Annotated in this window: 16 protein-coding genes; 7 read left to right on the top strand and 9 right to left on the bottom strand. The window is 54.5% G+C overall.

What is annotated here, in order from left to right; translation table 11 throughout:
* Positions 1 to 140 precede the first annotated feature (140 nt).
* The 8 genes from EG028_RS10395 to EG028_RS10360 form a co-directional block, all read right to left on the bottom strand.
* On the bottom strand, positions 141 to 1,211 hold the full coding sequence (locus EG028_RS10395) for a response regulator (protein ID WP_120516584.1): 1,071 nt from the start codon (positions 1,209 to 1,211) through the stop codon (positions 141 to 143).
* The gene (locus EG028_RS10390) at positions 1,208 to 2,341 is read right to left on the bottom strand and encodes a sensor histidine kinase (RefSeq protein ID WP_120516585.1); all 1,134 of its coding nucleotides are present in this window, start codon (positions 2,339 to 2,341) and stop codon (positions 1,208 to 1,210) included. The genes EG028_RS10395 and EG028_RS10390 overlap by 4 nt, the downstream gene beginning before the upstream one ends.
* A gap of 41 nt (positions 2,342 to 2,382) precedes the next feature.
* A complete protein-coding gene (locus EG028_RS10385; RefSeq protein ID WP_120516586.1) occupies positions 2,383 to 3,198 on the bottom strand; it encodes an alpha/beta hydrolase family protein in 816 nt (271 codons plus the stop codon).
* 26 nt (positions 3,199 to 3,224) lie between these two features.
* Positions 3,225 to 4,799, bottom strand: a complete 1,575-nt coding sequence (locus tag EG028_RS10380; RefSeq protein WP_120516587.1) for a mechanosensitive ion channel family protein — start codon at positions 4,797 to 4,799, stop codon at positions 3,225 to 3,227.
* 44 nt (positions 4,800 to 4,843) lie between these two features.
* Complete coding sequence (locus tag EG028_RS10375) at positions 4,844 to 6,160, bottom strand: erythromycin esterase family protein (RefSeq protein WP_120516588.1); 1,317 nt, start codon at positions 6,158 to 6,160, stop codon at positions 4,844 to 4,846.
* Positions 6,161 to 6,183: 23 nt separating this feature from the next.
* Complete coding sequence (locus tag EG028_RS10370; protein ID WP_206614438.1) at positions 6,184 to 6,900, bottom strand: LytR/AlgR family response regulator transcription factor; 717 nt, start codon at positions 6,898 to 6,900, stop codon at positions 6,184 to 6,186.
* Positions 6,897 to 7,982 (bottom strand): sensor histidine kinase, encoded by a 1,086-nt coding sequence (locus EG028_RS10365; protein WP_120516589.1) that lies wholly within the window; start codon positions 7,980 to 7,982, stop codon positions 6,897 to 6,899. The genes EG028_RS10370 and EG028_RS10365 overlap by 4 nt, the downstream gene beginning before the upstream one ends.
* Before the next feature lie 156 nt (positions 7,983 to 8,138).
* On the bottom strand, positions 8,139 to 10,562 hold the full coding sequence (locus EG028_RS10360) for a glycoside hydrolase family 95 protein (RefSeq protein WP_120516590.1): 2,424 nt from the start codon (positions 10,560 to 10,562) through the stop codon (positions 8,139 to 8,141).
* 138 nt (positions 10,563 to 10,700) lie between these two features.
* Between EG028_RS10360 and EG028_RS10355 the strand changes: the two genes are divergently transcribed.
* Positions 10,701 to 11,297: a hypothetical protein gene (locus EG028_RS10355; RefSeq protein WP_123864628.1), complete on the top strand. Its 597-nt coding sequence runs from the start codon at positions 10,701 to 10,703 to the stop codon at positions 11,295 to 11,297.
* Between the two features lie 385 nt (positions 11,298 to 11,682).
* Here the strand turns inward: EG028_RS10355 and EG028_RS10350 are convergent, their stop codons facing one another.
* Positions 11,683 to 11,940, bottom strand: a complete 258-nt coding sequence (locus tag EG028_RS10350; RefSeq protein ID WP_120516592.1) for an HTH domain-containing protein — start codon at positions 11,938 to 11,940, stop codon at positions 11,683 to 11,685.
* Between the two features lie 834 nt (positions 11,941 to 12,774).
* On the opposite strand from EG028_RS10350, the gene EG028_RS10345 reads away from it, so the two are divergent.
* From EG028_RS10345 to EG028_RS10320, 6 genes are all read left to right on the top strand, one after another.
* A complete protein-coding gene (locus EG028_RS10345; protein ID WP_241559109.1) occupies positions 12,775 to 13,395 on the top strand; it encodes an RNA polymerase sigma-70 factor in 621 nt (206 codons plus the stop codon).
* 76 nt (positions 13,396 to 13,471) lie between these two features.
* Positions 13,472 to 14,527 (top strand): FecR family protein, encoded by a 1,056-nt coding sequence (locus tag EG028_RS10340; RefSeq protein ID WP_120516594.1) that lies wholly within the window; start codon positions 13,472 to 13,474, stop codon positions 14,525 to 14,527.
* Positions 14,528 to 14,711: 184 nt separating this feature from the next.
* Entirely contained in the window at positions 14,712 to 18,158 is a 3,447-nt protein-coding gene (locus tag EG028_RS10335; protein WP_120516595.1) for a TonB-dependent receptor, read from the top strand.
* A gap of 11 nt (positions 18,159 to 18,169) precedes the next feature.
* Positions 18,170 to 19,837, top strand: coding sequence for a RagB/SusD family nutrient uptake outer membrane protein (locus tag EG028_RS10330; RefSeq protein WP_120516596.1), 1,668 nt, complete (start codon positions 18,170 to 18,172; stop codon positions 19,835 to 19,837).
* Positions 19,838 to 19,964: 127 nt separating this feature from the next.
* A complete protein-coding gene (locus tag EG028_RS10325) occupies positions 19,965 to 22,115 on the top strand; it encodes an alpha-galactosidase (protein ID WP_206614439.1) in 2,151 nt (716 codons plus the stop codon).
* A gap of 851 nt (positions 22,116 to 22,966) precedes the next feature.
* Complete coding sequence (locus EG028_RS10320; RefSeq protein WP_241559110.1) at positions 22,967 to 24,346, top strand: alpha-L-fucosidase; 1,380 nt, start codon at positions 22,967 to 22,969, stop codon at positions 24,344 to 24,346.
* The last annotated feature ends 56 nt before the right edge of the window (positions 24,347 to 24,402 follow it).

Here is a 24,402-nt window from a genome sequence, read left to right as displayed (position 1 = left end):
GCATTGGGCGGCCTTCCTTTTTTATGTAAAGTGATAATATATTCACTATATGCCATGTCGAACGATAGAGCAAGGATCGTCGAAGGAGAGAGCAACGATAGAGCAAGGAGAAGAATGGTTAAAATAGTATCAGACTAGCCTCAATACAATAACTTCCTCAACAATTCCGGTTGCACAATCCTGATCCGCGTCCCCTGCATCTCGATCAGTTTTTCGGACTTAAAATCACTCAGCGTACGGATCAGTGATTCCGTGGCTGTGCCCACAAACCGCGCGATATCATCACGGGAAAGCTCTATCAGGGCGTCGGGCTGCTGCTCCAGGTGCAGTTTGTCGTGGATAGCCAGCAGGCCGTTGGCCACGCGTTTGCGCAGGGAATCGTACGCGAGCTGCAGCAGGCGGTCTTCTTTTTCTTTTACCTCCATCGCAATCCGTTTAATGAAAGTGCGCGCCACGCTGATGTCGTTCAGCAGCTGCTCCAGGAATACCTCTTTGGGTATCTGCACCAGCTCGGTGTTATCGAGGGCTTCGGCGTTTTCATCGTAGGGATGGTCTTCCAGGAGGGGGACATACCCGAAGTAATCGCCCGCGCCGAAAAGATTTGTGATGTATTCCTTGCCGTCGTCGTTCATGCGGTAGGCTTTTACTTTGCCGCTTTTGACGTAATAGAGGAACTGCGGGTGTTTGCCCTCGCGGTATACGGGTTGTTTTTTGGAGAACTGTAGCACGTCGTAGGCATCCAGGTTGAGCTGCAACAGGCCTGAGGCCTGCCAGTCCTGCAGCATGGTGCCGATAGACTGTGTACGGGCCGCCGCGAATTTTTCTTCCAGGAACTGCTGTTTTTTCAGCCGGGTTTCCACGGCGGTGAGCAGTTCCACGTCTTCAAAAGGTTTGGTGATATAATCATCCGCGCCCATTTCCATGCCTTTCCTGAAGTCACTGCGGTCCGTTTTGGCGGTGACGAAAATGAAAGGGATATGTTCTGTTTCGGGATACTTGCGAAGCATGTGTAATACGCCGTAGCCGTCCAGCTCTGGCATCATGATGTCACACACGATAAGGTCCGGCTGCTTATCCCGCGCGATCTCTATCGCCTGTTTGCCGTTCTCTGCTTCCAGTGCGTTATAACCTGCGAGCGTGAGTATTTCCGCAACGTTCTCGCGGATGCCGGGATGATCGTCTACTACCAGGATGGTGGCTGTGGCTGTCATATGGTCTGATGATTTGGAAAGTTGATAATGATCTTGGTGCCTTTGTTGAGCTCGCTCTCCACGCTGATGCGGCCGTGCAGCATGTCCACATACCGTTTTACGATATGCAGCCCGAGGCCCGTGCCCTGTATATTGGTCACATTGCGGCCGCGGAAAAAGCTGCTGAACAGGTATGCTTTGTCTTCCTCGGGAATGCCCATGCCATGGTCCTGCACGATCGCGTGGATGTGACCGTTTTCCTCCCAAACCTTCCAGTGGATGGACGTTCCCTCGGGTGAAAATTTGGAAGCGTTGGTGAGCAGGTTCACAAAAATATGTTTCAGCAACCGTTTGTCCGAGGTTACCTGGAGGTCGTTCTGTACATCGGCATCCAGTACCTGCCCGGGTTTCAGCAGGCCCTGCACTTCTTCGGCGGTTTCGTGGGAGAAGTTGTACATGGAAATATTTTCGGGATGCACGTGTATCTTCCCTTCCTCGATGCGCCCCAGCGATAGGAAGTCTTCCAGCAATTCATTGAGGTGTATCACGGAATCCCTGATCTTCTGCACGTGTTTTTCGCGCCTGGGCTGGTCTTCGGAAGAAGGATATTTGCCGATCAGGGCCGCGGAGGAAAGGATGGCGCTCAACGGCGTCCTGAACTCGTGGGAGGCCATGGATACAAAACGGGATTTGATCTCGCTTAGTTCTTTTTCTTTTTCCAGCGCATCTTTCAGCTCGGCCTGCGAAGAGGCGAGGTGGGAAAGGGCCAGCTCAAGATTGGCGGTTCTTTTCTCCACTTCCTTTTCCAGCGCCTGGTTCAGCTCCTGCATGGTGCGGTACAACCGTTTGAGGAACAATACCAGCAGGGTGGAACTGATCACAAGGATAAGCGAGAAAAAGTGTTCTATGAATACTTCCGCGAGGTTCGGGTTCCTGTGGGGCAGGCAGGCTATCACCACTACCAGTATGGTGCACGCAATGCCCATAAAACGTGTGGGCGCGTCTTTTTTGATAAAAATGGTCAGCAGGATGGCTGTGATGAGCCCGCCGTCGAAGAAGTTGTAATCGGGGCGCCACACCAGCAGGCATGCCGTTACCAGCATGATAAAGATGGAAATAACAAGGGTTTGCCGCTGGCCGAAGTGGAACATGGTATTCGTTTGCGTTAAAGGCAAAGATAACGCATGCGGGCCTATCTGTAGGCAGACATGACGAAAGTCACTATTACGGCCGGGTCTTTCAGGCTATGAGGATGGTGCTTTACGCCTGGCTTGCGGATCACCTGTATCCTGCCGCCCGCTGCCAGCACTTTTTTCTCGAACGGGTCGGTGTTTTCGTCGATCGGTACGAACTCGTCCGCATCGCCGCAGATATGCAGCATGGGGTAACCGCCTTTTACGATCTCCGGCACCAGGTCCAGCGGGTTGCCTTTGAACCGGCGGGCTTCTTCTTCGGTCTTATACCCGAAATCCTTTTTAAATGTTTCCCATACTTCGGCGCTTCCCGGGCCTTTCCCTTCTCCCAGCGGCCAGCTCCGGATGTCCAGCACGGGCGCATCCGCATACACGCAGGCTACACGGTCAGGGTATCGCACGGCCCAGCGGTAAGCGTAGAAGCCGCCGCGGCTCATGCCAAACATGGCTGCTTTCTGATGAAGGCCGGCCTTTTGCAGCTGCTGGTAAAAACGGTCCCAGATGCCGAGGGCTTCTTCGTTGGCGAACAGTTCCGCCACGTCGCAATACACTACGTAATAGCCACGTGCCAGCAACGCGCTGTCCGACTGCGGCTCATGGCCCCAGAAACGGGTTCGCCATACCCAGGGTTTGCCTTTGGCCGGTTCGCCATTGGGTACTACCACACAGGCTTTGCGGCCTTCAAAGCGGCCTTCGTAACAGGTGAAGCCGTGGAAGTCCGTCACGGAATCGAGGAAGGGCAGGGGGCTTTTTTTGTCCTGCGCATACAGGGCGCTTCCCGCCAGGAGGAGTAAGAACAGCAATGTCCGTTTCATAAAGAGCAAAGTACAATAATTCCTTTCTATTTGAAAGCGGGCGGCTCCGGTTTGCCGCCAGGCACCGCCGGCTCCGTATTCTGCCTGATGGCATGAAAGGAGGGCGACATGATCTCGTAGCCCTGGTCATGAAAACTGTCCAGGATGTTCTCATAAAGATGTGAATACAACACAGCCATCTGCGCAGCGTTGTGCGTATACACGTTCAGCTCGTAATTCACATAAAAGTCGCCGAGGGCCGTCTGTAATACAAAGGGTTTAGGGTCCTGGAGGAGGCCTTCCGTTTTGGCCGCGGCATTGAGCAGCAGCTCATGCACTTTGCGCCAGGGCGTATCGTAACCGATGGTGATGGCCGCGTGCAGGATCAGCCCGCGATCTTCGGAGCAGGTGGAATAGTTGATGGTACGGCCGCTCAGGATCACGGCGTTCGGGATGGTGATGTCTTCGTTTTTGATCGTGCGCAGCCGGGTGACCAGCAGCGTTTTTTCGACCACATCGCCGGTTACATCGCCTACCTGTATCCGTTCCCCGATACGGAAGGGGCGCATATAGGTGATCACTACGCCCGCCACCATATTGGCGATGGCAGACGAAGAGCCCAGCGAGACGAGGAGGCCGAGAAACACCGTTACGCCCTGGAATACGCCAGAGCCGGAGCCCGGCAGGTAAGGGTATATGGCCACGAACATAAAGATATACAGCAAAGCTTTTGCGATCTTATAAGTAGGCTGCGCCCAGTCCGGGTAAAAACCTTTGATCTTCAGTACACCGCGTTCTATTTCCCCGGCCATGAACTTCACGCCTTTGATGATGTAACGGGTGAAAAGATAGATCACCAGTATGGTCAGCAGGTTGGGGACATAATCCAGTATGCCTTTCAGGATGCTTTTTAACGGGTTCAGCACATAAGCGAGCAGTTTGTCCGCCAGCCTTTCCGTCCAGGGGAAGATGCTGAAGAGGATAGGCAGGGTAAAATATATGATAATCAGGATCAGCAGGATGCGGATGATGCCAAGCACTTTAAGCATGACGCTGCGCACACGGTCCGCTGTGAGCAGGGTGTAGCCGCCTGCCACAAAGGGTTTATAATTTTTACGCGCATACCGGGAGCGGATGCGTTTGAACAGCCGGTTCAGCAGCCAGATGATCAGTATCAGCCCGGCGATCACCGCCAGAGCTTCGGCTGTAAAGGTCAGGATGTGTTTGATGCCGGTGAAAGAACTAAGCGTGTCCAGTTTTTCCTGTATCACCAGCAGGTAATTCTGCGCCAGTGCTTTGCGGTCCAGGTCGGAGAAGGAGGCGTCCGCGTCCGTGATCGTGGCGATCACCTGGCCGCGGTACGTGATGCGGGAAGCAAGGCTGTCGTGCTGCAACAGGATGGAATCCGCGCTGAAGTCCGGCTCTTCGTATATCGTGCGGATGCGGTCGGTCACGAGTACGGCGCGTTCCCTGAGGCTGAGGTTGTGCGGGGCGGATAAAAAGCTGAACAGGGTGTCTTCCCGGAAGGTAACGGGAGCGGCTATACTGTCCTGCGCCCTGGCGGGCATTACCGCCAGCAGGCACAGGACAGGCAGGAGCCTTAATATTTTGCAGGTGTACATACAAGGGATTTGGTTGTATGTAATTTAACGAAAAGAGCTTGTATTCAGAGCCCTTGCGCAAAGCTGGTCTTGTCCGCATACACCAGCCAGTCGAACAAACTGGTGATAGCTACCGGGTCTTGTGTGAATTGATTCGTGTCAGCTATTGAACCGATCATGCGCAACTTCCCATCCAAAGGCAGTGCATGCGTAGAGAAATACAACAGGGAGATGCCTGTTTGATGCAGCTGCAATTCAATGCTGCCGGGCACCGGGGCGGCAAGCTGATTATCTTCTGTCATTTTTTGTATTTGTCCCGACCTCGCGCGGTACTTACCGGAACCGGTGCTGAAGCCCAGGCTTTGGTAGGTATTGCCATAACGTTGTTTAAGGTTCCCGCCGAGTGTGCTGAAGTCTTTCAGGGAGCCGTGCCAGCTGCCTACATGCCCGTTGTGCGCCCAAAGCATGATCTTTTCACCCGGGTGTTGTGTCACGATCCTTTGTACATTGAGCGCCATCATAGAGTCGCGTGTATTGAGCATGGGCAGCCAGTCTTTGGCCGTGAACTGGTGCAGCCCCGCCTGGATGTTCTGAAGATAACACACCGCCAGTTCCCATTCTTTTTCTGGAATATTGACGGGCCGCGCGGGCATGTGCTGCGCAATACTGTCCGCGATGATCCTCGTTTCAATATAAGCCTGCCATGCCGAATCGTTTTCAGGCGCGATGTAACCGGTGAGGGGAAGGAAGCCGGTAAACTGGTATTTCTCCGTCACCTCCCTGATGCCGCGTACATAGGCATCCAGCTGCTGGCAGTCGAAGCCGGTGAAGGTGAGTTTGATATCGTGGGTGGCATTGTAGCCGCGCATCCATTCCACCAGGTCCAGCAGTTCCCGCACCTGGAATACGTCATGGAATTCGTTTTGCAGGATGGCTTTCGGGTCGCCTTCTCCGGTGGTGATGTAACGCTGGATAAGCGCAGAGCCGTAGATGCCGTCTTCAATAGCGAATACGGTATATCCCATTTCTTTCACGAGGAATTCAAAAAGGCGGTGTTTGAAGGTGAAGAATTCATGTGTACCGTGTGTGCCTTCGCCCGCGCCGAGGATGCGGACATCAGCGAGTCCTTTTTTCAGAGGCACCAGGTCTTCGTATCCCTGGCCCGGAGCCATGCACCGCAACGGCAATATTTTACGGATATCCGCCGGCTGCAGACGGGCAGGGGCGGGCTTACGGGGCGATGTGCGGGTGGATGGCGCTTCGGATGTTTTTTTCAGCGGAGCGGTCACGGATTTTTGTGTAGGCGTGCCCGTGGTTTGGGCGTTTGCAACGGAGAATAACAGGCATGACAGTGCCATTAACGGCAGGAGGTGTCGTTTCATCAGTAGCGTTTTAATATGAATGATCAGATGCCGCGCAGCTCGCGGAAAAGCATGGACTGCCGCCGGCTCAGCGGGATGCGGGTGCCGTCTGTCAGTTCCAGTTCCAACAGGGAATTATCGAGTGCGGTGATTTGCTGTACATGTTCAAGGTTCACGATATGCTTGCGGCTGGTACGGAAAAAGTGTTTCGGGTCCAGCCGCGGCTCCAGCGAGTTCAGGCTGCGGCCCAGCAGGGGCGCATGTTTCCCGAAACACAGGCGGATGTAGTTGCCGGCCGATTCCAGGAGGCGGATCTCGGAAAGCGGTACAAACCAGCAGCGGTCGCCGTCTTTTACGAATATTTTTTCGTGGATGTCCAGGTAGGATGAAGCGGAGGAAGTAGTGGTGGCCGTAGCGGTTTCCAGCCTGTCAAGGCTTTCGCCCAGCCGTTTTTCCGTTACGGGTTTCAGCAGGTAATCCAGCGCGTTCACCTCAAAAGCCCTGATGGCGTACGCATCGTAGGCGGTGGTGAAAATCACTTCGGGCACGGTTTCCAGCTGTTCCAGCAAGGCAAACCCATTGGCTTCCGGCATTTCGATGTCCAGGAAGATCACCCGGGGGCGGAGGTCTTTTAACAGTACCAGGGCTTCGGCCACGTTCGCCGCTTCACCGGTCACTTTTACCTGCGGGAATTTTTCAAGCACTGCGCGAAGGTCTTTTCGCGCCAGCCTTTCATCGTCTATGATCACTGCTTCAATCATGCGGCGGGGAGTTTTACGGTGGCGCAAACGGTGTGCTGCGCGGTATTATGAATAGTGAAAAATGCCTTGTCGCCATACAGCAGCGCCAGCCTTTTGACCGTGCCCTCGATGCCAAACCCGGTGCCGGATACGGTATCCGCCAGTTGCCCGGTGTTTTCCACGCGGAGTACGAACATCGTGCCTTCCCGGGCGGCAGTGATGTTGATCTCCCCACCTGCCGCCAGCCTTGAGATGCCGTGTTTGATGGCGTTTTCCACCAGCGTTTGCAGCAGCATGGGCGGCATGGTTTGGGTATGAATGGACGGGTCGGTAGTGTAATGAACTTTCAGCCGCTCTTCAAACCGGATCTTTTCAATGGCCAGGTAATGCTGTACCACTTCCAGTTCTTTCCCGAATGGAATGAGCTGCTGCTGCCCGGAAAGCATGGCGCTGCGTAGTACTTCCGCCAGTTCGCCCACTGCCTGCTGCGCCCTGGCGGGGTTTTCGCCTATCAGGCTGCGGATGCTGCTGAGCGCGTTGAAAAGGAAATGCGGGTTCAGTTTTGTTTTGAGATTGTCCAGCTCCGCCTGTTTCAGCCTGGTTTCATTTTCCAGCTCTATGCGCCTGAACCGGCCCTGCAAAAGGCTGAAATAAATGATCACCCAGCCCCAGACCACCAGCTGCCAGATGAACCATAAGGCTACGTAGATCATGCCCAGCACGAATGAATTTCCCAGCCCCTTCATGTCCTGGGTGTTCATAGACTTGTCCAGCGATGAAAAAAAAGCGGTCCATCCGCCTTCTTCCAGGATGGTGATACCGGTCATCAGCGATACGATCAGCAGGGCGGTAAGGCATACCGCAGCCCATACTTTCATAAAGACCGCTCCCAGCCGGTAACGCTGGATCTGTTGTTTGCGGAGGTACAGGTACAGCAGGTGTGTGGCGAAAACGCCGATGGCAAAAGCGGAATAAAAGTCCTTATCGCCAAACACGTCCGTTCTGAAAGCAAAACCATCACCCGCCCGGATATTGTTCCAGAGGTAGGTGAAAAGGCCCCAGCCTCCCAATTGACATGCCCAGTATCTGTACCTGATCTTCATGGAGGCAAAACTATGCGTTCGGCCGGAATGAATCAGGGGAAATTGAATGAACGGAAGATCGGGGCGGCGGGTGGAAGATTTTGAGGGAGGGAAAACAAAAGAGGCTGCTTTCAGGGAAAATGAAGCAGCCTCCGGGTATGATGGTCAGTTTTAAATCTACTGTAGTGTGTATTTCACGTCTTTTAAGGTCGGGAATTCCACCACGCGGGCAGTGGATGCCGGCTGGGCCATAATGCTTCCCTTAAAGCCGTTTATCCGCCTTCCTGCCGGCAGCAGCAGCCGGCAGGTGCTGCTTTTTTCAGAAAGGATGGTCATTTTGGTGATAACCCCTTTATTCCATTCCATATCCACCACAAACCCTCCGCGTGCGCGCAGGCCTTTTACGCTGCCTTTCTGCCATCCGGCTTCGGTGGGCAGGGCGGGCAGCATCCTGATCACGGAGGTGTCCCCATGGCTTTGCAGCAACATCTCCGCGATGCCTGCCGCACCGCCAAAGTTCCCGTCTATCTGGAAAGGCGGGTGGGCGCAGAACAGGTTAGGGTAAGAACCGCCGCCGCGTGGTTTCTCCGGAGGCACCGGGCGCAGCAGCTTGTGGATCAGTTCCAGCGCATGATCGCCATCGCCCAGGCGCGCCCAGAAGTTTATTTTCCATGCCAGGGACCATCCTGTGCCGTCATCGCCCCGTTGGCGGAGCGTTTCGCGGATGGCAGCTGCCAGTTCCGGCGTGCCCCAGGGGGTGATCTCGTCGTAAGGATGGAGGCCGTATGCATGGGATACGTGGCGGTGTTTCGGTTCGCCGTCTTTCCAGTCGTGCAGCCATTCGTTCAGGTCGCCGTCTTTCCCTACCTGGTTAGGCGCCAGCCTGCTGCGCACTGCCGCCAGTTCCCTGCTCCAGGCGGTATCGGTGCCGAGGATGCGGGCTGCTTCTATGCAGGCGCCGAACAGCTCGCGGCATATCTGCATGTCGATAGTGGGGCCCATCACGGTGCTGCCCCTGGTGCCGTCAGGCATTACAAAACTGTGCTCCGGCGAGTTGGAAGGCGCCGTCACCAGCCAGCCATGCTGCGGCTCTTCGATGAGGATGGCTTTCAGGAACTCGGCCGAGCCTTTCATGACGGGGTAGTACTGGCGGAGGAAAGCGGTGTCTTTGGTGAACCGGTAATGTTCCCAGAGATGTTCGCAGAGCCAGGCGCCGCCGGTGAGCGTGGAGCCCCAGTCCGCGCCTTCGCCGGGGGAGGTGAAGCCCCAGGGATTGGTGATCACATGCGCTACCCAGCCGGGTGCGTTGTAATATGCTTTGGCGGTTTTGGCGCCGGGTGTTACAAGGTTGCGTATGTAGTGATGCAGCGGTTCAGAGAGGTCCTGCAGGCCGGTGATGGGTGCCAGCCAGTAGTTCATTTGCAGGTTGATATTGATGTGATAGTCACCGTTCCAGGGTGTCTGGTATTCCGGCGCCCAGAGGCCCTGCAGGTTGGCCGGGAGGTTGCCCGGGCGGGACGAGCCGATGAGCAGGTACCGGCCGAAGTTGTAATACAGCACGGGCAGCTGCGGGTCAGGCTGGCGGTCGTAATAACGCGCCAGGCGCGCCGGGGTGGACATCGTATCTGTACCCGGGGCCACCGCATCCAGCCTGAAGCGGGCGCGGTTGAACAGGGGGAGATAACCGTTCTGCTGTGATTTGTAAAGCTGTGCGTAAGGGCGCGCGGCGGATTGCCGGATGGTTTGCAGCACGCGGGGCAGGGGCTCCGCCAGTTTTTGCGTATAGTCCTCCATGTTGTAATCCGTGGCGGCGCTGAAGATCAGCAGGCATTCATCCGCATTGTCCACACGGAGCGCGCCGTCCTGCGCCAGTTGTTTGCCGCCGGTGATCTTTGCCTGCAGGGCGCCGGCAAACTTCAGCCCCGGCCGGTTGCCGTCAGGCAGTTGCCCCTGGATTTCAAGCAGGCCGTTTTTCGCCTGCACGTTGGCGTGTTCTTTCCGGCTGAGCGCGGCGGTGAACGAGATGCTGCCTTTGCGGCTGGCAGTGATCTTTACCGCCAGGATATTGTCCGGGATGCTCACCCAGGCTTCCTGTGTGAAAGTGACGCCGTTCCTTTGCCAGGTGGTGCGGGCCACGGCGGTTTCGAGGTTGAGGCTGCGGCGGTAGCCGGTCCAGGGGCTGAGCGTGTCTTTCCATTGAAGGGTGAGATCGCCGAAGGTCTGGTAAGCGCCGAACGGTACGTTGGCGCCGTTGCCATGGCCGGAGCCTTGTCCTTTGCAGACAAAATACTGTTGCAGGAGTTGCTGCGCTTCTTTGTTCCTGCCGGCCAGCAGGCTTTCGCGGATACGGGGAAGGATGCGGTAAGCGGTATCGTTGTCCGCGTCCTGTACGCCGCCGGACCACATACTGATCTCGTTCAGCATGATCCTGTCCTTTACGGGGTGGCCGGTGATCATGGCGCCTATTTTCCCGTTGCCGAGCGGCAGGGATTCCTGGTAATGGGCGGCCGGTTCATTAAAACGCAGAATGGCGTCCGGCTTCTGGGCGGACGCGGTAAGGCCGGCGGTCAGTAACGCCGCCGTTAGTAGCACGTGGTTCATGTTACTAAATGTAAAGGCTATTCCCTGAATTCAGAAGCAGTTGCGAATGCAGGCCCGAAAAAAGCGAAAATCCCATTAGCAGGCACACCATTTCCTTTGTCAATAAATTGTTATTCCATTTTATCGTTAAATTACAAGATGCACCGGCTCATCCCTGTTATTTGCGGCAGTTTGTTTTTATTCGCCTGCACCCCTAAAATGGAAGCGCCCGCCCTGGTCAGCTATGAAATGGTAATGGGCTACCGCTTTTATACGCCCTGCGGCCAGCCCGTACTGAATGGCGCCCTGCCCGCCGCGGGCGCCGCTTCCAGGCCGGGAGACTTTTACGTGTATGTATTGCGGGACAGCCTGCAGGTGGCGGATTGTATAGACCCCACGGGCGCTTCGGTAACAGATACCTTTCCCATGCGTTTCGGCAATGATTTTATACTGACGGTGGTGGTAAAAGACCCGCGCCGGGAGTGGTATTTTTCGCTGGAGGACTTTTCTGTGGAAGACAGCCTGCTGCATCTCCGTATCGTTCCGCGTCACTTGTCAGACACGGCTGGAGGCAAGCCCTGGTACCCGCTGGCGGATAACTATATCTGGCGGGTGAACGGGAGGGAGGTGAAACTGATGAAGATCTACCTGGACCGGCATGACTATGCCCTGGTGCGCGGCCCCAGGTGGAGCGCCGCGCCGGTGAAGTGGCGGAGGCGGGGGAATGGATCGGAAGGTAAGACGGCAGGTGACTGAAAAGAAACCTGCATTGTCTTGCATCATAGATAGATCATCTGATCTGAACCGTGTGTGAAAAAGCCTTTTTGTTCCCTGGAAGGCTGATCCGCAAAAAGGTGTACAGGTAACTGGAAAGGAACCTGTCGTTTTATACTGGTACAGTATAAAAAGGATTGCTCGGAAAAGCAGTGATGCTTTTGGGGCCAGCACTTGATGGATGTCTGTAAGTATGAGAAATATCTTCCGGTGTGATAAAAAACAAAAGCTATTCTGTTGCTTGTTACGTGAATAACGGGCAACAAAATAGCTTACTGCTAAAAATAGCGGAGTTAATTGTTTGTTAACCAGCGGGATGTGTGCCCGGCGTCTCTCAGATAAGATCCTCTAGGCCGGGCAAAACACTTCAGGTGGCCGCGGCGGTTAAACCGGCGAGCAACTTGGTGAACTTGATATTAAAGCCGCCTTTTTCTCCGTAATAATAACTTTCCTTATACCTGTCGTATTCGATAGGCGCTCCAAGATCTTTCATGAGTTTCAGGAACTCATAAAGTGTGCGTTCGGAGATCCGCAGGCGTTTCGCTAATTGCGCGGGTTTACCCGTGCCTTTGATGCGGATAAGGTAGTCGATGGTCTGTAGTCTTTCAAAATAACGCTTTGGCATTGGATCAACTGGGGGTTTAGCTAAATTGGAAAAATAGTTATGTCAGGCTGTGTCCGGAAATTATTCACTGTGTCTTGTTCATAATGTAACGGTAATTGACATACGCATGTATTTAAATTTGGTTAACTCTAATGTTGTTCTCTTAATGGCTCATATTCTAAGTTAACATACCACACTGCATTATTTTTTCAGTACGGAACTTTGATAAAAAGGCAACCACTCAGAAGTATGGTTGCCTTTTTGATGGTTAACTTGGAGCGAAAATCTGAGGTCAATATTACAGTTTGAGTTTCCTTATTGATGTTAATGCAGTGTTAAAGAAATGTCATTTTTTTCGTTATCATTAACAAAATAAGAGGCTACCCAGAGGGTAACCCCAAATAGGTATTAACAAGTTTTCACGATCCCGCTGAATCCGTTCTTCCGGCATGAACCCGCCGCATTTCCACCCGCTCAGTTTTCACATAAAGCATTGCAGTACAGCATTACAAGGAAAAGAAAAGCCGCCTTCCCTTGTGGGACAGGCGGCCGGATTACTCAAGTTAAATTGGACTATAAGATGCGCAGGCGCTCTGCTATTTGGATAAATTGGGGTTAGAATATCGTTGCAAGTATAATTGCAAAGAAACATCATTTATGTTAATCAGTTGTTAACGGTGATGCCTTTAACAATTTGCAGGGCAGTGGCCCAACGGCTACTTTTTACGCGTTAACAAATGCGTTTTTTACACTTTACCGGCCAATACCGCCTCTAACCCGCTTTAACTGAATGCGTTAAAATCAGATCACTATTCGCGCAAATACTATACGCCCCGCCAGACCGGTTTTACTATTTTGCCCTACACACACATCCACGTAGCAAGAGCCTTTATGTACAGCGGTGAAGAATTAGACATGTGCCTGCGGCAGATCGCGGCAGCTGGTTGCCAGCAGTCGTACAGGCGGCTGTTCCATTGGTTCTACAAACCATTGAAACAGTTTGCCCTGGCCATCGTGAAATCTCCCGAACAGGCCGAAGAGATCGCCGCGGACGTGCTGGTGAACATCTGGCGAAACCGTGGGCAGCTGCCGGGCATAGACAATATCCGTGTGTACCTCTACGTATCCGCCCGGAACATTTCCCTCAATTATCTCAAACAACAGCACCGCCAGGCCACCCTCAGCCTGGACGACGTAAGCGTGAGCATGGGCCCGCTTGCCATGGATCCGGAACAGTTATTTATTTCCGCGGAACTGGTGAACCGCGTGCGCTCCGCCATAGACCAGCTGCCGCCCCGCTGCAAGCTCATCTTCAAACTCATCCGCGAAGACGGCCTGAAATACAAAGAAGTGGCCAGCATCCTAGATATCTCCGTGAACACGATAGACAACCAGATGGCCATTGCCTTTAAAAAGATCAGCCAGGCCATTCACCTGGACATGACCCGCCGCCCCGTGCCCCGTACCGAGGGCTGAAAATATTTTTTCCTTCCTTTTGGTAGATTCTTCTTTTCCCGTTGTCCTTATAGATATAAACGGGCTGTAAAACCACATGTACAAAGACAGGATATGGCAACTGATGAGCCGTAAAATAGCAGGGGAAGCCACCCCGGAGGAGCTTGAGGAACTGGAGCAACTGACGCGCCGGCACCCTGAGGAACGTTTCACCATGGAAGTAATGGGCAGCCTGTGGCCGGCACCGCCGCGGGACGATGCGGATGCTGAAGCGGAAGAGGCCTTCCGGCATCAGTGGGGCATGCTGGACGAAACAGAAGCACAACCGGCCAGGCAGCGCAAACTTTGGCCCTGGATGACGGCCGCCGCTACAGTGCTGCTGATGCTGGGGAGTTTTTCCTGGCTGCACTGGGGCAAAAAAGAAGAAGCTCCGCTGGCGGAACGTGAGCACATAAGCGAGGTACATGCCCGTTACGGCGCCCGCACCCGCATCACCCTGCCGGACGGCTCTGTGGTGATGCTGAACAGCGGCAGCAAACTGGTGTATGATAATGATATGAACAAACGTAGCGTCCGCGAGGTACAGGTGAGCGGCGAAGCCTATTTTGATGTGGCGAAAGATGCGGAACGGCCGTTTGTGATCGAGACGCCGAAGCTGCGCATTCATGTGCTGGGCACCGCTTTTAACGTGCGCGCTTATCCCGATGAACGGTTCGCCGAAGCTACGCTCATCCGCGGCAGCATTGAAGTGCTGCTGCCAGGGCAGGCAAACCGGAAGATCTTACTGGAACCAAAACAAAAACTTACCATATTCAACCGCCCTGCGGGCAACCAGCCACAAGGCCCTGAAGTATTCTCCGTTTCCGCGCTGGAGCCGCTGCCGGTGGAAGACACCGCCGTGTACGTGGAAACAGGCTGGGTGCAGAACCGTCTCACTTTCCGCGACGAATCCTTTGAGGAGCTTACCAAACGTCTGCAACGCTGGTATAATGTGAAGTTCCGGTTTGAGCGCGAAGAGCTGAAAGACTTCCGCCTCACGGGCGCCTTCGCCGGCGAATCGCTGGAAGAAGCGCTGAAAGCCATGCAGCTGATTCATCCTTTCCGTTATCGTATAACCCGGGAACCGGCCTCCGGTATTGTAACCATTTATTAACCAGGATCAGCCGGCTAACGGCTTTAAACTGACTATTATGACTAACACCACGTAGAAACTGTACGATGCGCTGAAATTAAAAGCGGAGAGAGCTGCAACCCCCTCCGCCGAATTGTTTCAATCAGCAGGCCGGCGGATAGGCCGGCCCTATACCAATTGTTTAACTTAATTCAACGGTGAATTTATGAAAAAACCACGATTTCATGCGGGGAAAGCCCGTGCCATGCCTGTATTGGCCTGGCCCGGCGTCTCCCGGAAACAACTACTCCTTTGTATGAAGCTTTCTTTCCTGATCGTTTTCCTGGCTTGTATGAAAGTGAGCGCCGGCGTGTATTCGCAGGACGTTAAGGTGACCCTCGCCCTGGACGGGGTCACCGTCGGGAAGGCTATTGCTGAGCTGGAAAAGAAAACCAGCCTGCGTTTCCTCTACAGCGAAAAGACGCTGCCGGCGGACAAAAGGGTGAGCCTGCAATATACGGACGCACCTTTCCGCGACGTGCTCAACAGCATCCTGGCAAACACCTCTCTTACCTTCAAACTGGTGGGGAAAGAACTGGTGGTGATCACGCCGGAAGGCCAGGCGGTGATGGACAAGACCGTGCGCGGTAAAGTGACCAACGCCAAAGGCGAGCCCCTGCCCGGCGTGACGGTAAAAGTACAGCTCGGGGGAAACGCCGGCAAGGCCAGTGCCACAGGTACTGTTACCAATGGGGAAGGGATATACGAGCTTACGATCCCGGACAATGCCAGCCTGCTTTTTTCTTTTATCGGTTACCTGCCCAAAACCATTACACCGGACGGAAAGTCCGAGACAGGCGTGGTGCTGGAAGAAGATCAGAAAGGGTTGAATGAAGTGGTAGTGGTAGGTTACGGCACGCAGAAACGCGCGCATGTGACGGGCTCGGTGAGCGCCATTTCAGGAAAAGATATTTCCAACGTACCGGTGTCCAACATCTCCAACGCGCTCGCCGGACGCCTCACGGGCCTGTTCGCCTACAGCCCCAGCGGCATCCCCGGCGTAAGTTCCCCCGTACAGGTAAGGGGCCGCAGCACACTGGAAGCCGGTGCAAACAACCCGATCTACGTAATAGACGGGATCGTACGCATCAAAGCAGACTTCGACGCCATCGACCCGAATGATATAGAGACCATCTCCGTGCTCAAAGACGCTGCTTCCGCGGCCGTTTACGGCTCCCGGGGCGGCAACGGGGTGATCATGGTCACCACGAAACGCGGGCAGAACGGCGCGCCTAAATTCAGCTATTCAGCGTATGCCGGCACTCTTTCGCCCACACGCATCCCGGAAAGACTGAACAGCTACCAGCACGCCATTTATCAGAATGATGGCCTGCGCACGCAGAACGTCCCCGAAACAGACCCCCGCTGGTTCACACCCGATGAACTGGAAGTATACAAGTCCGGCAGGATCAATACGGACTGGTTCAAACTCGTGCAGAAAGACCCCAAGCTCACCCAGCACAACCTGAGCGTGAACGGTGGCACGGACCGTGTGAACTATTTTGTATCCCTCGGCTACTACTACGAAAGCGGCGTGTTTGACCACATCGACTACAAACGTTTTAACCTCCGCTCCAATCTCGATATCAAACTGACGGACAACCTGAAGATGAGCATGAACCTGGAAGGAAACATACGCAACGAACAGCGCCCGTACTGGCCCTGGGACGGGGAGAACGCCGAGATGAAAGATTTCTACCGCGGCATCCTCAACCAGCCGCCCATGAGCCCCGCTTATGTGAACGGCCTGCCGGACGGCTCCATGTACCACTGGCATGCGAAGGAAGTGATAGACAAGGGCGGTTATCTCAAAAAAGGCCAGAACCTGCTGAATGGCCAGCTGAAACTCACTTATGAAGCGCCTTTCCTGAAAGGGCTCACCGCTGAAGTGGGCTACAACTACAACCGCAGCGGCGCCCTCACCAAAACAAAATATACCAGCTACACCCTTTACCGGCACAACCGCGAAGGGCAGCACAGTCACGTCATCGGGGACCACGTGACCGAATCGTTCACCGCCGCGCAGCTGCCTTACAATTTCCTGCAGCGCACTTATGGCCAGTATGATGCATACACGCTGAACGCAAGCCTCCGCTACAATAAAAAGTTCGGCAAACATGGCCTCTCCGTACTCGCGATGTACGAGCAGTTTGAATCCAACTCGGATAATTTCTGGGCAAAAGGAGAACGGCCGATGTCTGCCGTGATCGACGAGCTCTTCATTACAGACAGCGATCCCGCCCGCCGCTCGCTGGACGGCACCGCGGCTGAAGACGGCCGCGCCGCTTACATTGCCCGCGCCAGTTATGAATATGCAGACAAATACCTGCTGGAAGCCAGCTTCCGTTACGACGCGTCCAGCGTGTTCCCGCCCGATAACCGCTGGGGCTTTTTCCCCTCCGTGTCCGCGGGCTGGAGGATATCCGAAGAGCCTTTCCTGAAAAATGCCATCCCTGCGCTGAGCAACCTCAAACTAAGAGGATCTTACGGCCAGCTGGGCAACGATGGCGGGGACAACCGCCGCCTCAGCCAGTGGTATTCCTCCTTCAACAAAGGCACGAACGCCATTTTCGGTGAAGTAAGCAATACCATCGCGCCGGTGCGTTACGCGAACCCGGACATCACCTGGGAAACGGTGACGATCACGGACATCGGGCTGGAAGCAGGATTGTGGAACGGTTTGCTGAGCGCCGAAGTGGATTATTTCTTCAAACAGACAAAAGACATCCTCGTCAATAACCCGACCGTGATACCCGGCACCTTCGGCATACCGCTGGCGCAGGTGAATGCCGCGCAGGTGAACAGCAAAGGGCTGGAAGTATCGCTCCGCCACGATCATACGATCGGGCAGGTGAACTATTACGCGGGTATCAACTTCAGTTACACCAAAAACAAGGTGGAGAAATACTTCGAAGCCGCAAACGCCAAATATCCTGATATCCGTACAGGCAAGCCCGTTAGTTATATCACCGGTTATTACGCGGATGGCATCGCCCGCACGGCGGAAGACCTGCAGGGCCTTCCCAAATACGGTGCGCGCAACTTTGAAGTGGGAGACATCATCTTCCGGGACGTGAACGGCCCGGCGGGCAAGCCCGACGGCATCGTGGACGATTACGACCGTGTGGTGCTTTCAGAAAAAGGCATCGATCCGAACGTGATCTTTGGTGTTACCGGCGGTTTCAGCTGGAAAGGGTTTGATATGAACCTCCTCTTCCAGGGTGTTACCAGCCGCAAGATCATGTTCCCCAACCGCGACCAGTGGGGAGAACAGGCGGTGCTCAGCTTCTGGGCGGACCACTGGACGCCGGAGAACGTGAATGCCGCATACCCCAAGATCAGCGGGCAGAACGGTACACAGGGCCCCGGTTCGGACTTCTGGCTGCGCGACGGCAGTTATCTCCGCCTCAAGTTCATAGAGCTGGGATATACCCTGCCTAAGCACATCCTGAACAGGCTGAAGATAGAACGCTGCCGCTTCTATGTGTCCGGCAACAACCTGTTCACCTGGGATAAGGTGGACCTCTACGACCCTGAATTCCAGACGGACTTCGGGGCGTTCCAGTACCCGATTATGAAGAGCATGAACATTGGTGTGAACCTTGGCTTTTAAAAACTGAACACATGAAAGGAAAGATCATAATATACACGCTTGCGCTGGGCGCCGCCATCACGGCCGGTTACAGCTGCAGCAGCGTGCTCGATAAAAAAGACCTTGGCGCCATTACGGACCAGACGGTGTGGACGGACCCGCAGCTGATGACGGCGTATGTGAACAATATCTACACAGATGTGCCTAACTGGAACGCGGACCTCTCCGGCTGGGCGGATGAATCGCATGAGCGTACCGCCGTGAACAACGGCACCATGAGTGCGGACAACAACCCGCTTTGGTACTGGCCATATGCCAATATCCGGAAGATCAATTCCTTCCTGGAAAACACGGCCGACAATCCCGCGCTGGGCGCTGCCCTGAAAGCAAGACTTACCGGTGAAGTGAAATTTATCCGCGCCTTCCAGTACTTCGAAATGGTGAAACGGTTTGGCGGCGTGCCTATCGTCACCACCGCGCAGACCCTGGAGGACGACCTGAATGTGCCGCGCAACAAAACCAGCGAGTGCATCGCGTTTATCATCAAAGACCTGGACGAAGCAGCGGCGGTACTTCCGAAAGATTATTCCGGCTCTGCCGCAAATCCGGGCACGTACGGCCAGGCAGACAAAGGCCGTGCCACCAAAGGTGCCGCCATGGCCCTCAAAGGCAGGGTGCTGCTTTATTACGCCAGCCCGCAGTTTAACCCCGGCAATCTCGCGGACCGCTGGGAGCAGGCTTACCAGGCGAACAAAGCCGCGGCGGATACACTCGCGAAATACGGCATCGGCCTTTACGAAGATTACCGCAACCTCTTCCTGGATGAAATGAATAAAGAAGTAGTGTTCGCCATCCGCTTCAATGCACCGGGCAGAACGCAGAACCGCGACGCCTGTGTGCGCCCCATTTCAGTCTCGCTGAACTGCACGGGCAAAAACAAACCCACGCAGGAACTGGTGGACGCCTACCCGCTCGCCAATGGTAAGGACCCGGACGCAGCCACACCTAAACAGCAGCTCTGGGCCAACCGTGACGCGCGTTTCCGCGGCACCATCGTATACAACGGCGATCAGTTTTTCAGCCGCCCCCAGTGGACTTATAAAAACTCGGGCATCGACGCATTCGGCGCCTCGAACGGTACAGCTACCGGTTATTATTCCCGCAAGGGCATCAATGAAAATCTTACTGCCTCCGAAGCCACCGCTTCCGGCACGGACTTCATCGAGATGCGGTATGCGGAAGTGCTGATGAACCTTGCTGAGGCTGCCAACGAAACCGGCCGCACCGCGGAGGCCTACGATGTGCTGAAGCTGCTCCGCCAGCGCGCAAAGATAGAAGCCGGCGCGGATGGGCTCTATGGCCTGGATGCCGCAATGGGCGTGCCCGCTATGCGTACGCGCCTGCAAAAAGAACGTTTCGTTGAATTCGCATTTGAACAAAAACGTTTCTGGGACCTGCGCCGCTGGCGTATGCTGCACACGCAGCTGAACGGCAAACGCAGGCACGGCCTGGCAGGCACCAAAACAAACGACGCCCCGCTCACTTTCACCTACGAGATCGTGGATGTGGACCTTGCGGGTGACATCGTGTTTAACCAAAACATTTATTTCGCGCCCATGAACCGCACGGAGATCCGGAACAACCCGAAGCTCCTGCAAACACTGGGCTGGGAAGACGGCACCTTCGATCCGTTACAATAATTGTCCATTTTTCCGGGGTGCCGCTTGTCCGGCGCCCCTTTCCTTTTTTCCGATCTACACCTTCGCCGGCCTTTCTCCCATTACCTGTTATACCTGTACGTCTACTTAAAAACTGTAATTTACACGCATGATGATCCAAAAGAAACTGGCGCTCCTGGCCGGATGTATGCTGGCAACCGCCACCGGATTTGCCCAGCAGGACTGGCTGGTGAACAACACCGGTTACAAAGTCGCCGTGAACGAAACCGGCAAAACAGTGACAATCTCCAACGGCCTGCTGAGCCGCAGCTTTGTGCTGGCGCCGAACGCCGCCTGCACGGATTTTCGTAACCTCAGCAGCGGGGAACAAATGTTGCGCGCTGTGAAACCGGAAGCGCGCATCACCCTCAACGGTAAAACCTACAACGTGGGCGGGCTCTACGGCCAGCCGCAACAGGCTTATCTGCTGCCCGCCTGGCTACCGGAGATGAAAAACAATGAAGCGGACTTCCGGTATTCATCCCATACCGTTACACCCATCGCGCCATATGTGCATTGGAAACCCAAACGCTGGGCGCTGAACAAACAACAACCTTCCGGTAAAACGCTCAGCTTTATCTATACGTCCAGCCAGCCCGCGCTGAAAGATGTGACCGTGCAGGTGAACTATGAATTATACGACGGTATTCCGCTCGTATGCAAATGGGTGAGCATCCGGAACGGCTCCGGCGCCGCATTGCGGGTGGACCAGGTGGTGAACGAAGTGCTGGCCACACCCGAAGAAGAATCCGCCGTAGTGGGCGAAGTGGAACAGATGGCTACGCCGCACAGCATTTATATCGAAAGTAATTATGCTTTCAACAATGCCATGAAAGCCAATCTCAGCGATCAGACCACACACTGGAAAGCAGACAGTACCTACCGCTCGCAGGTAAACTATAACTACACCACGCCCTGCCTGCTGGAAGTATATCCCGTGCAAGGCGTGAACATCAGCGTGGCGGCAGGAGAGGATTATTCCTCCATCCGGACTTACGAACTGCTGCTGGACAGCTACGACAGGGAAAGGAACGGCCTCGCACAACGGGCCATGTACCGCACCATCGCGCCATGGACCACGGAGAATCCCATCTTTATGCACCTCATCAGTACCGAGCCTGAACGTGTACGGGCCGTCATAGATCAGTGCGCCGCCACCGGTTACGAAGGCGTGATACTTAGTTTTGGGAGCAGGCTGAATATGGAAGACACCAGCGCGGCGAACATTCAGAAGTTCAAAGAACTGGCGGATTATGCGCATTCAAAAAATGTACTGCTGGGCGGTTATTCCCTGTTCAGCAGCCGGCGCATCAGCGACGAAGACGATGTGATAGACCCGAAGACCGGTAAACCCGGCGGCGCCATGTTCGGCGGGCACGCGCCCTGCCTGGGCAGCAAATGGGGCATTGCTTACCTCCAAAAAATAAAATCTTTTATCAGCCGTACCGGCTTTGATATATTCGAAAACGACGGCCCATATCCCGGTGATCTTTGCGCATCCACCACCCACCCCGGCCACAAAGGCCTGGACGATTCGCAATGGACGCAGATGGAGCAGCAAAAGAAGTTTTACCGCGAGCTGAACGAGATGGACGTATATATCAATGCGCCGGACTGGTACTTCCTGGACGGCACGCACAAGATCGGGCTGGGTTACCGCGAAGTGAACTTCTCCCTGCCGCGTGAGCAGCAGGTGATCCTGAACCGCCAGAACATCTTTGACGGCACCTGGGAAAAAACACCCGCCATGGGCTGGGGTTTTGTACCGCTCACGCAATACCAGGGCGGCGGGGCCGCCGCCACGCTGGAGCCGCTGAAAGACCACCTGCATGCTTACGAGAACCTGATGATGCAATACTACGGCGCAGGCGTACAGGCATGTTACCGCGGTCCGCGTTTGTACGATACAGATACCACCAAAGCCCTTGTGCAACGGGTGATCAGCTGGTACAAAAAATACCGTGACATCCTCAATGCGGACATCATACACCTCCGCCGCGCGGACGGCCGCGACTGGGACGGCATCTTACACACCGATCCCAAAGGGAAATACAAAGGACTGGCGATGCTTTACAACCCGCTCACCACACCGGTGACAAGGGAAGTGGCCCTGCCGTTGTATTACACCGGCCTGGACAAACAGGCTTCCATCCGCGAAAAAGAAGGAACGCCGAAAAAGTACACGCTCAACCGGGAATATGAAGCGAAAGTGAAAGTGACGATACCGGCACAGGGGTATACCTGGCTGGTGGTGGAATAAGATCCCTGAAATAATGCTTTGAACAAGGGGCTGGCTAAAAAGCAAAAAGGTGCTTTTAGGCCAGCCCTTCGTTCTTTTGAAAAAATGATTTTCCGCTAGTTCCTACCCGATACAGGAAAAGCCGTCATTGCGAGGAGCCGCAGGGCCAAAGAGGGAGGGGGCGACGAAGCAATCTCCTTGATTGAAGTAAAGTACTCCATTATTGGGAGATTGCTTCGTCGCGGCTCCTGCACACTCCCCGCGCTGCATCTCGCAATGACGCGAAGGGTTGGTATAACCAGGCGGATAATCGTATTGGAGAATAAAGCCGGGCCGTAAATTGGCATTTATGTAACTGATTCAAAATCAATGTTATTTATCCCTGATTGCCCGGCAAGGCTACTGACATCCTACTGACATCCTCCAACCATCCTCCGACCGTGTTCGGTCGTAGCAAGGGTTTGAGGTACTTTGGTCGGAGGATCGCCGGAGGATGGTCGGAGGATCACCGAAGGATGGGTATGTTTTTTCGCAGGCCCGCTGAAGGGAGATTGAATGGCCATCCTTCGGTGATCCTTCGGTTGTGTTCGCTCGTGGTACGGGTTTGAGGGTGTTTAACCGAAGGATGGCCGAAGGATCACCGAAGGATGGGCGAAGGAACGGCGGATAAAGATGCGGGTGTCTGGCTGTTCGTCCCGGCTTTTACCGAAGCTCATCCCGGATTTCAGGGGAGCCCGTCCCATATTTCGGGAGCGTGTGGGCGTAAAGGGTATTTTTGCTGCATAGGTTATTTCAAATAGCAACAACCACGGGCAAAATCCTACCAATGCCATCAGGGGTTTCCTATTACCTTGTACTTGGTTAAAACTTATATGATGAAAAGAAACAGCCTTCTGTTGCTACTCTGCACTTTGTTTGCCCTCAATGTATCCGCCCAGGGCAAAAAATTGTTCCCGGAAACACCGGAGCAAAAAGAAAAACGCCTGGCGTGGTGGACGAACGACCGCTTCGGGATGTTCATTCACTGGGGTCTTTACGCACTGCCCGCCCGCCACGAATGGGTGAAAAACAGGGAACAGCTTACCGATTCCGCGTACCAGAAATATTTTGAATACTTCAACCCGGACCTGTACAACCCGAAGGAATGGGCCAGGCAGGCCAAAGCCGCGGGGATGAAATACGCGGTGATCACCACAAAACACCACGAAGGTTTTTGTCTCTTCGATTCTAAATTCACCGACTATAAATCCACCAATACCCCGATCAAAAAAGACCTGATCAAAGAATGGGTGGAAGCGTTCCGCGCGGAAGGCATTAAGATCGGTTTCTATTATTCGCTGATAGACTGGCATCACCCGGACTTCACCGTAGACCGCAGTCATCCCCAGCGCGCAAAAAGCGACGCCGAATACGACGCATTGAACAAAGGCAAGGACATGGCCAAATACCGTACTTACCTCAGCAACCAGGTGCGCGAGCTGCTGACCAATTACGGGAAGATCGACATCCTGTGGCTGGACTTTTCTTATCCCGGCAAAAACGGTAAGGGCCACGAAGACTGGGGCTCCGAGTCGCTCATTAAAATGGTACGCCAGCTGCAGCCCGGCATTATCGTGAACGACCGCCTGGACCTGAAAGATTATGAAGACGGCGGCGATTTCGTAACGCCCGAACAATACAAAGTAGCCGCATGGCCTACTGAAAACGGCAAACGTGTGCCCTGGGAAACCTGCCAGACCTTCTCCGGCTCATGGGGTTATTACCGCGACGAAACCACTTGGAAAGACGTCAAACAACTGCTGGTGCTGCTGATAGAATCCGTGAGCAAAGGCGGCAATGTGCTGCTGAACGTAGGCCCCACCGCCCGCGGCAAGATCGACTACCGCGCGGAGAGCGCATTGAAAGGGATGGGAGAATGGATGGAAGTGAACAGCCGCTCGATCTACGGCTGCACACAGGCGCCTGAAAAGTATGCCCGTCCTGATAATTCACTGATCACCTACAATCCCGTTACCAAAAGGTTATACGTGCACCTGCTGGATTATCCGTTGCAAAACTTCACCCTGCCTGGTTATAAAGGCAAGATCAAATACGCACAGTTCCTGCACGACGGTTCCGAGATCCGCTTCAGCGCGCCCTCCGGCTACGGCTACCGGACTAACGGGCTGGGCGAAAATGACCTGAACCTGAGCCTGCCCGTGATCAAACCCAATGTGGAGATACCGGTGATAGAACTTATACTGGCGGATTAATAAATTTGTATTTTGTGAGACGGGCTGTCTCAAAAGTAAACGGGTAGCTAACAGGC

It is taken from the genome of Chitinophaga barathri (assembly GCF_003807585.1).
Taxonomy (GTDB): Bacteria; Bacteroidota; Bacteroidia; order Chitinophagales; family Chitinophagaceae; genus Chitinophaga; species Chitinophaga barathri.
The sequence above is the reverse complement of the archived record's forward strand: the minus strand, read 5'-3'. Positions and strand labels throughout refer to the sequence as shown.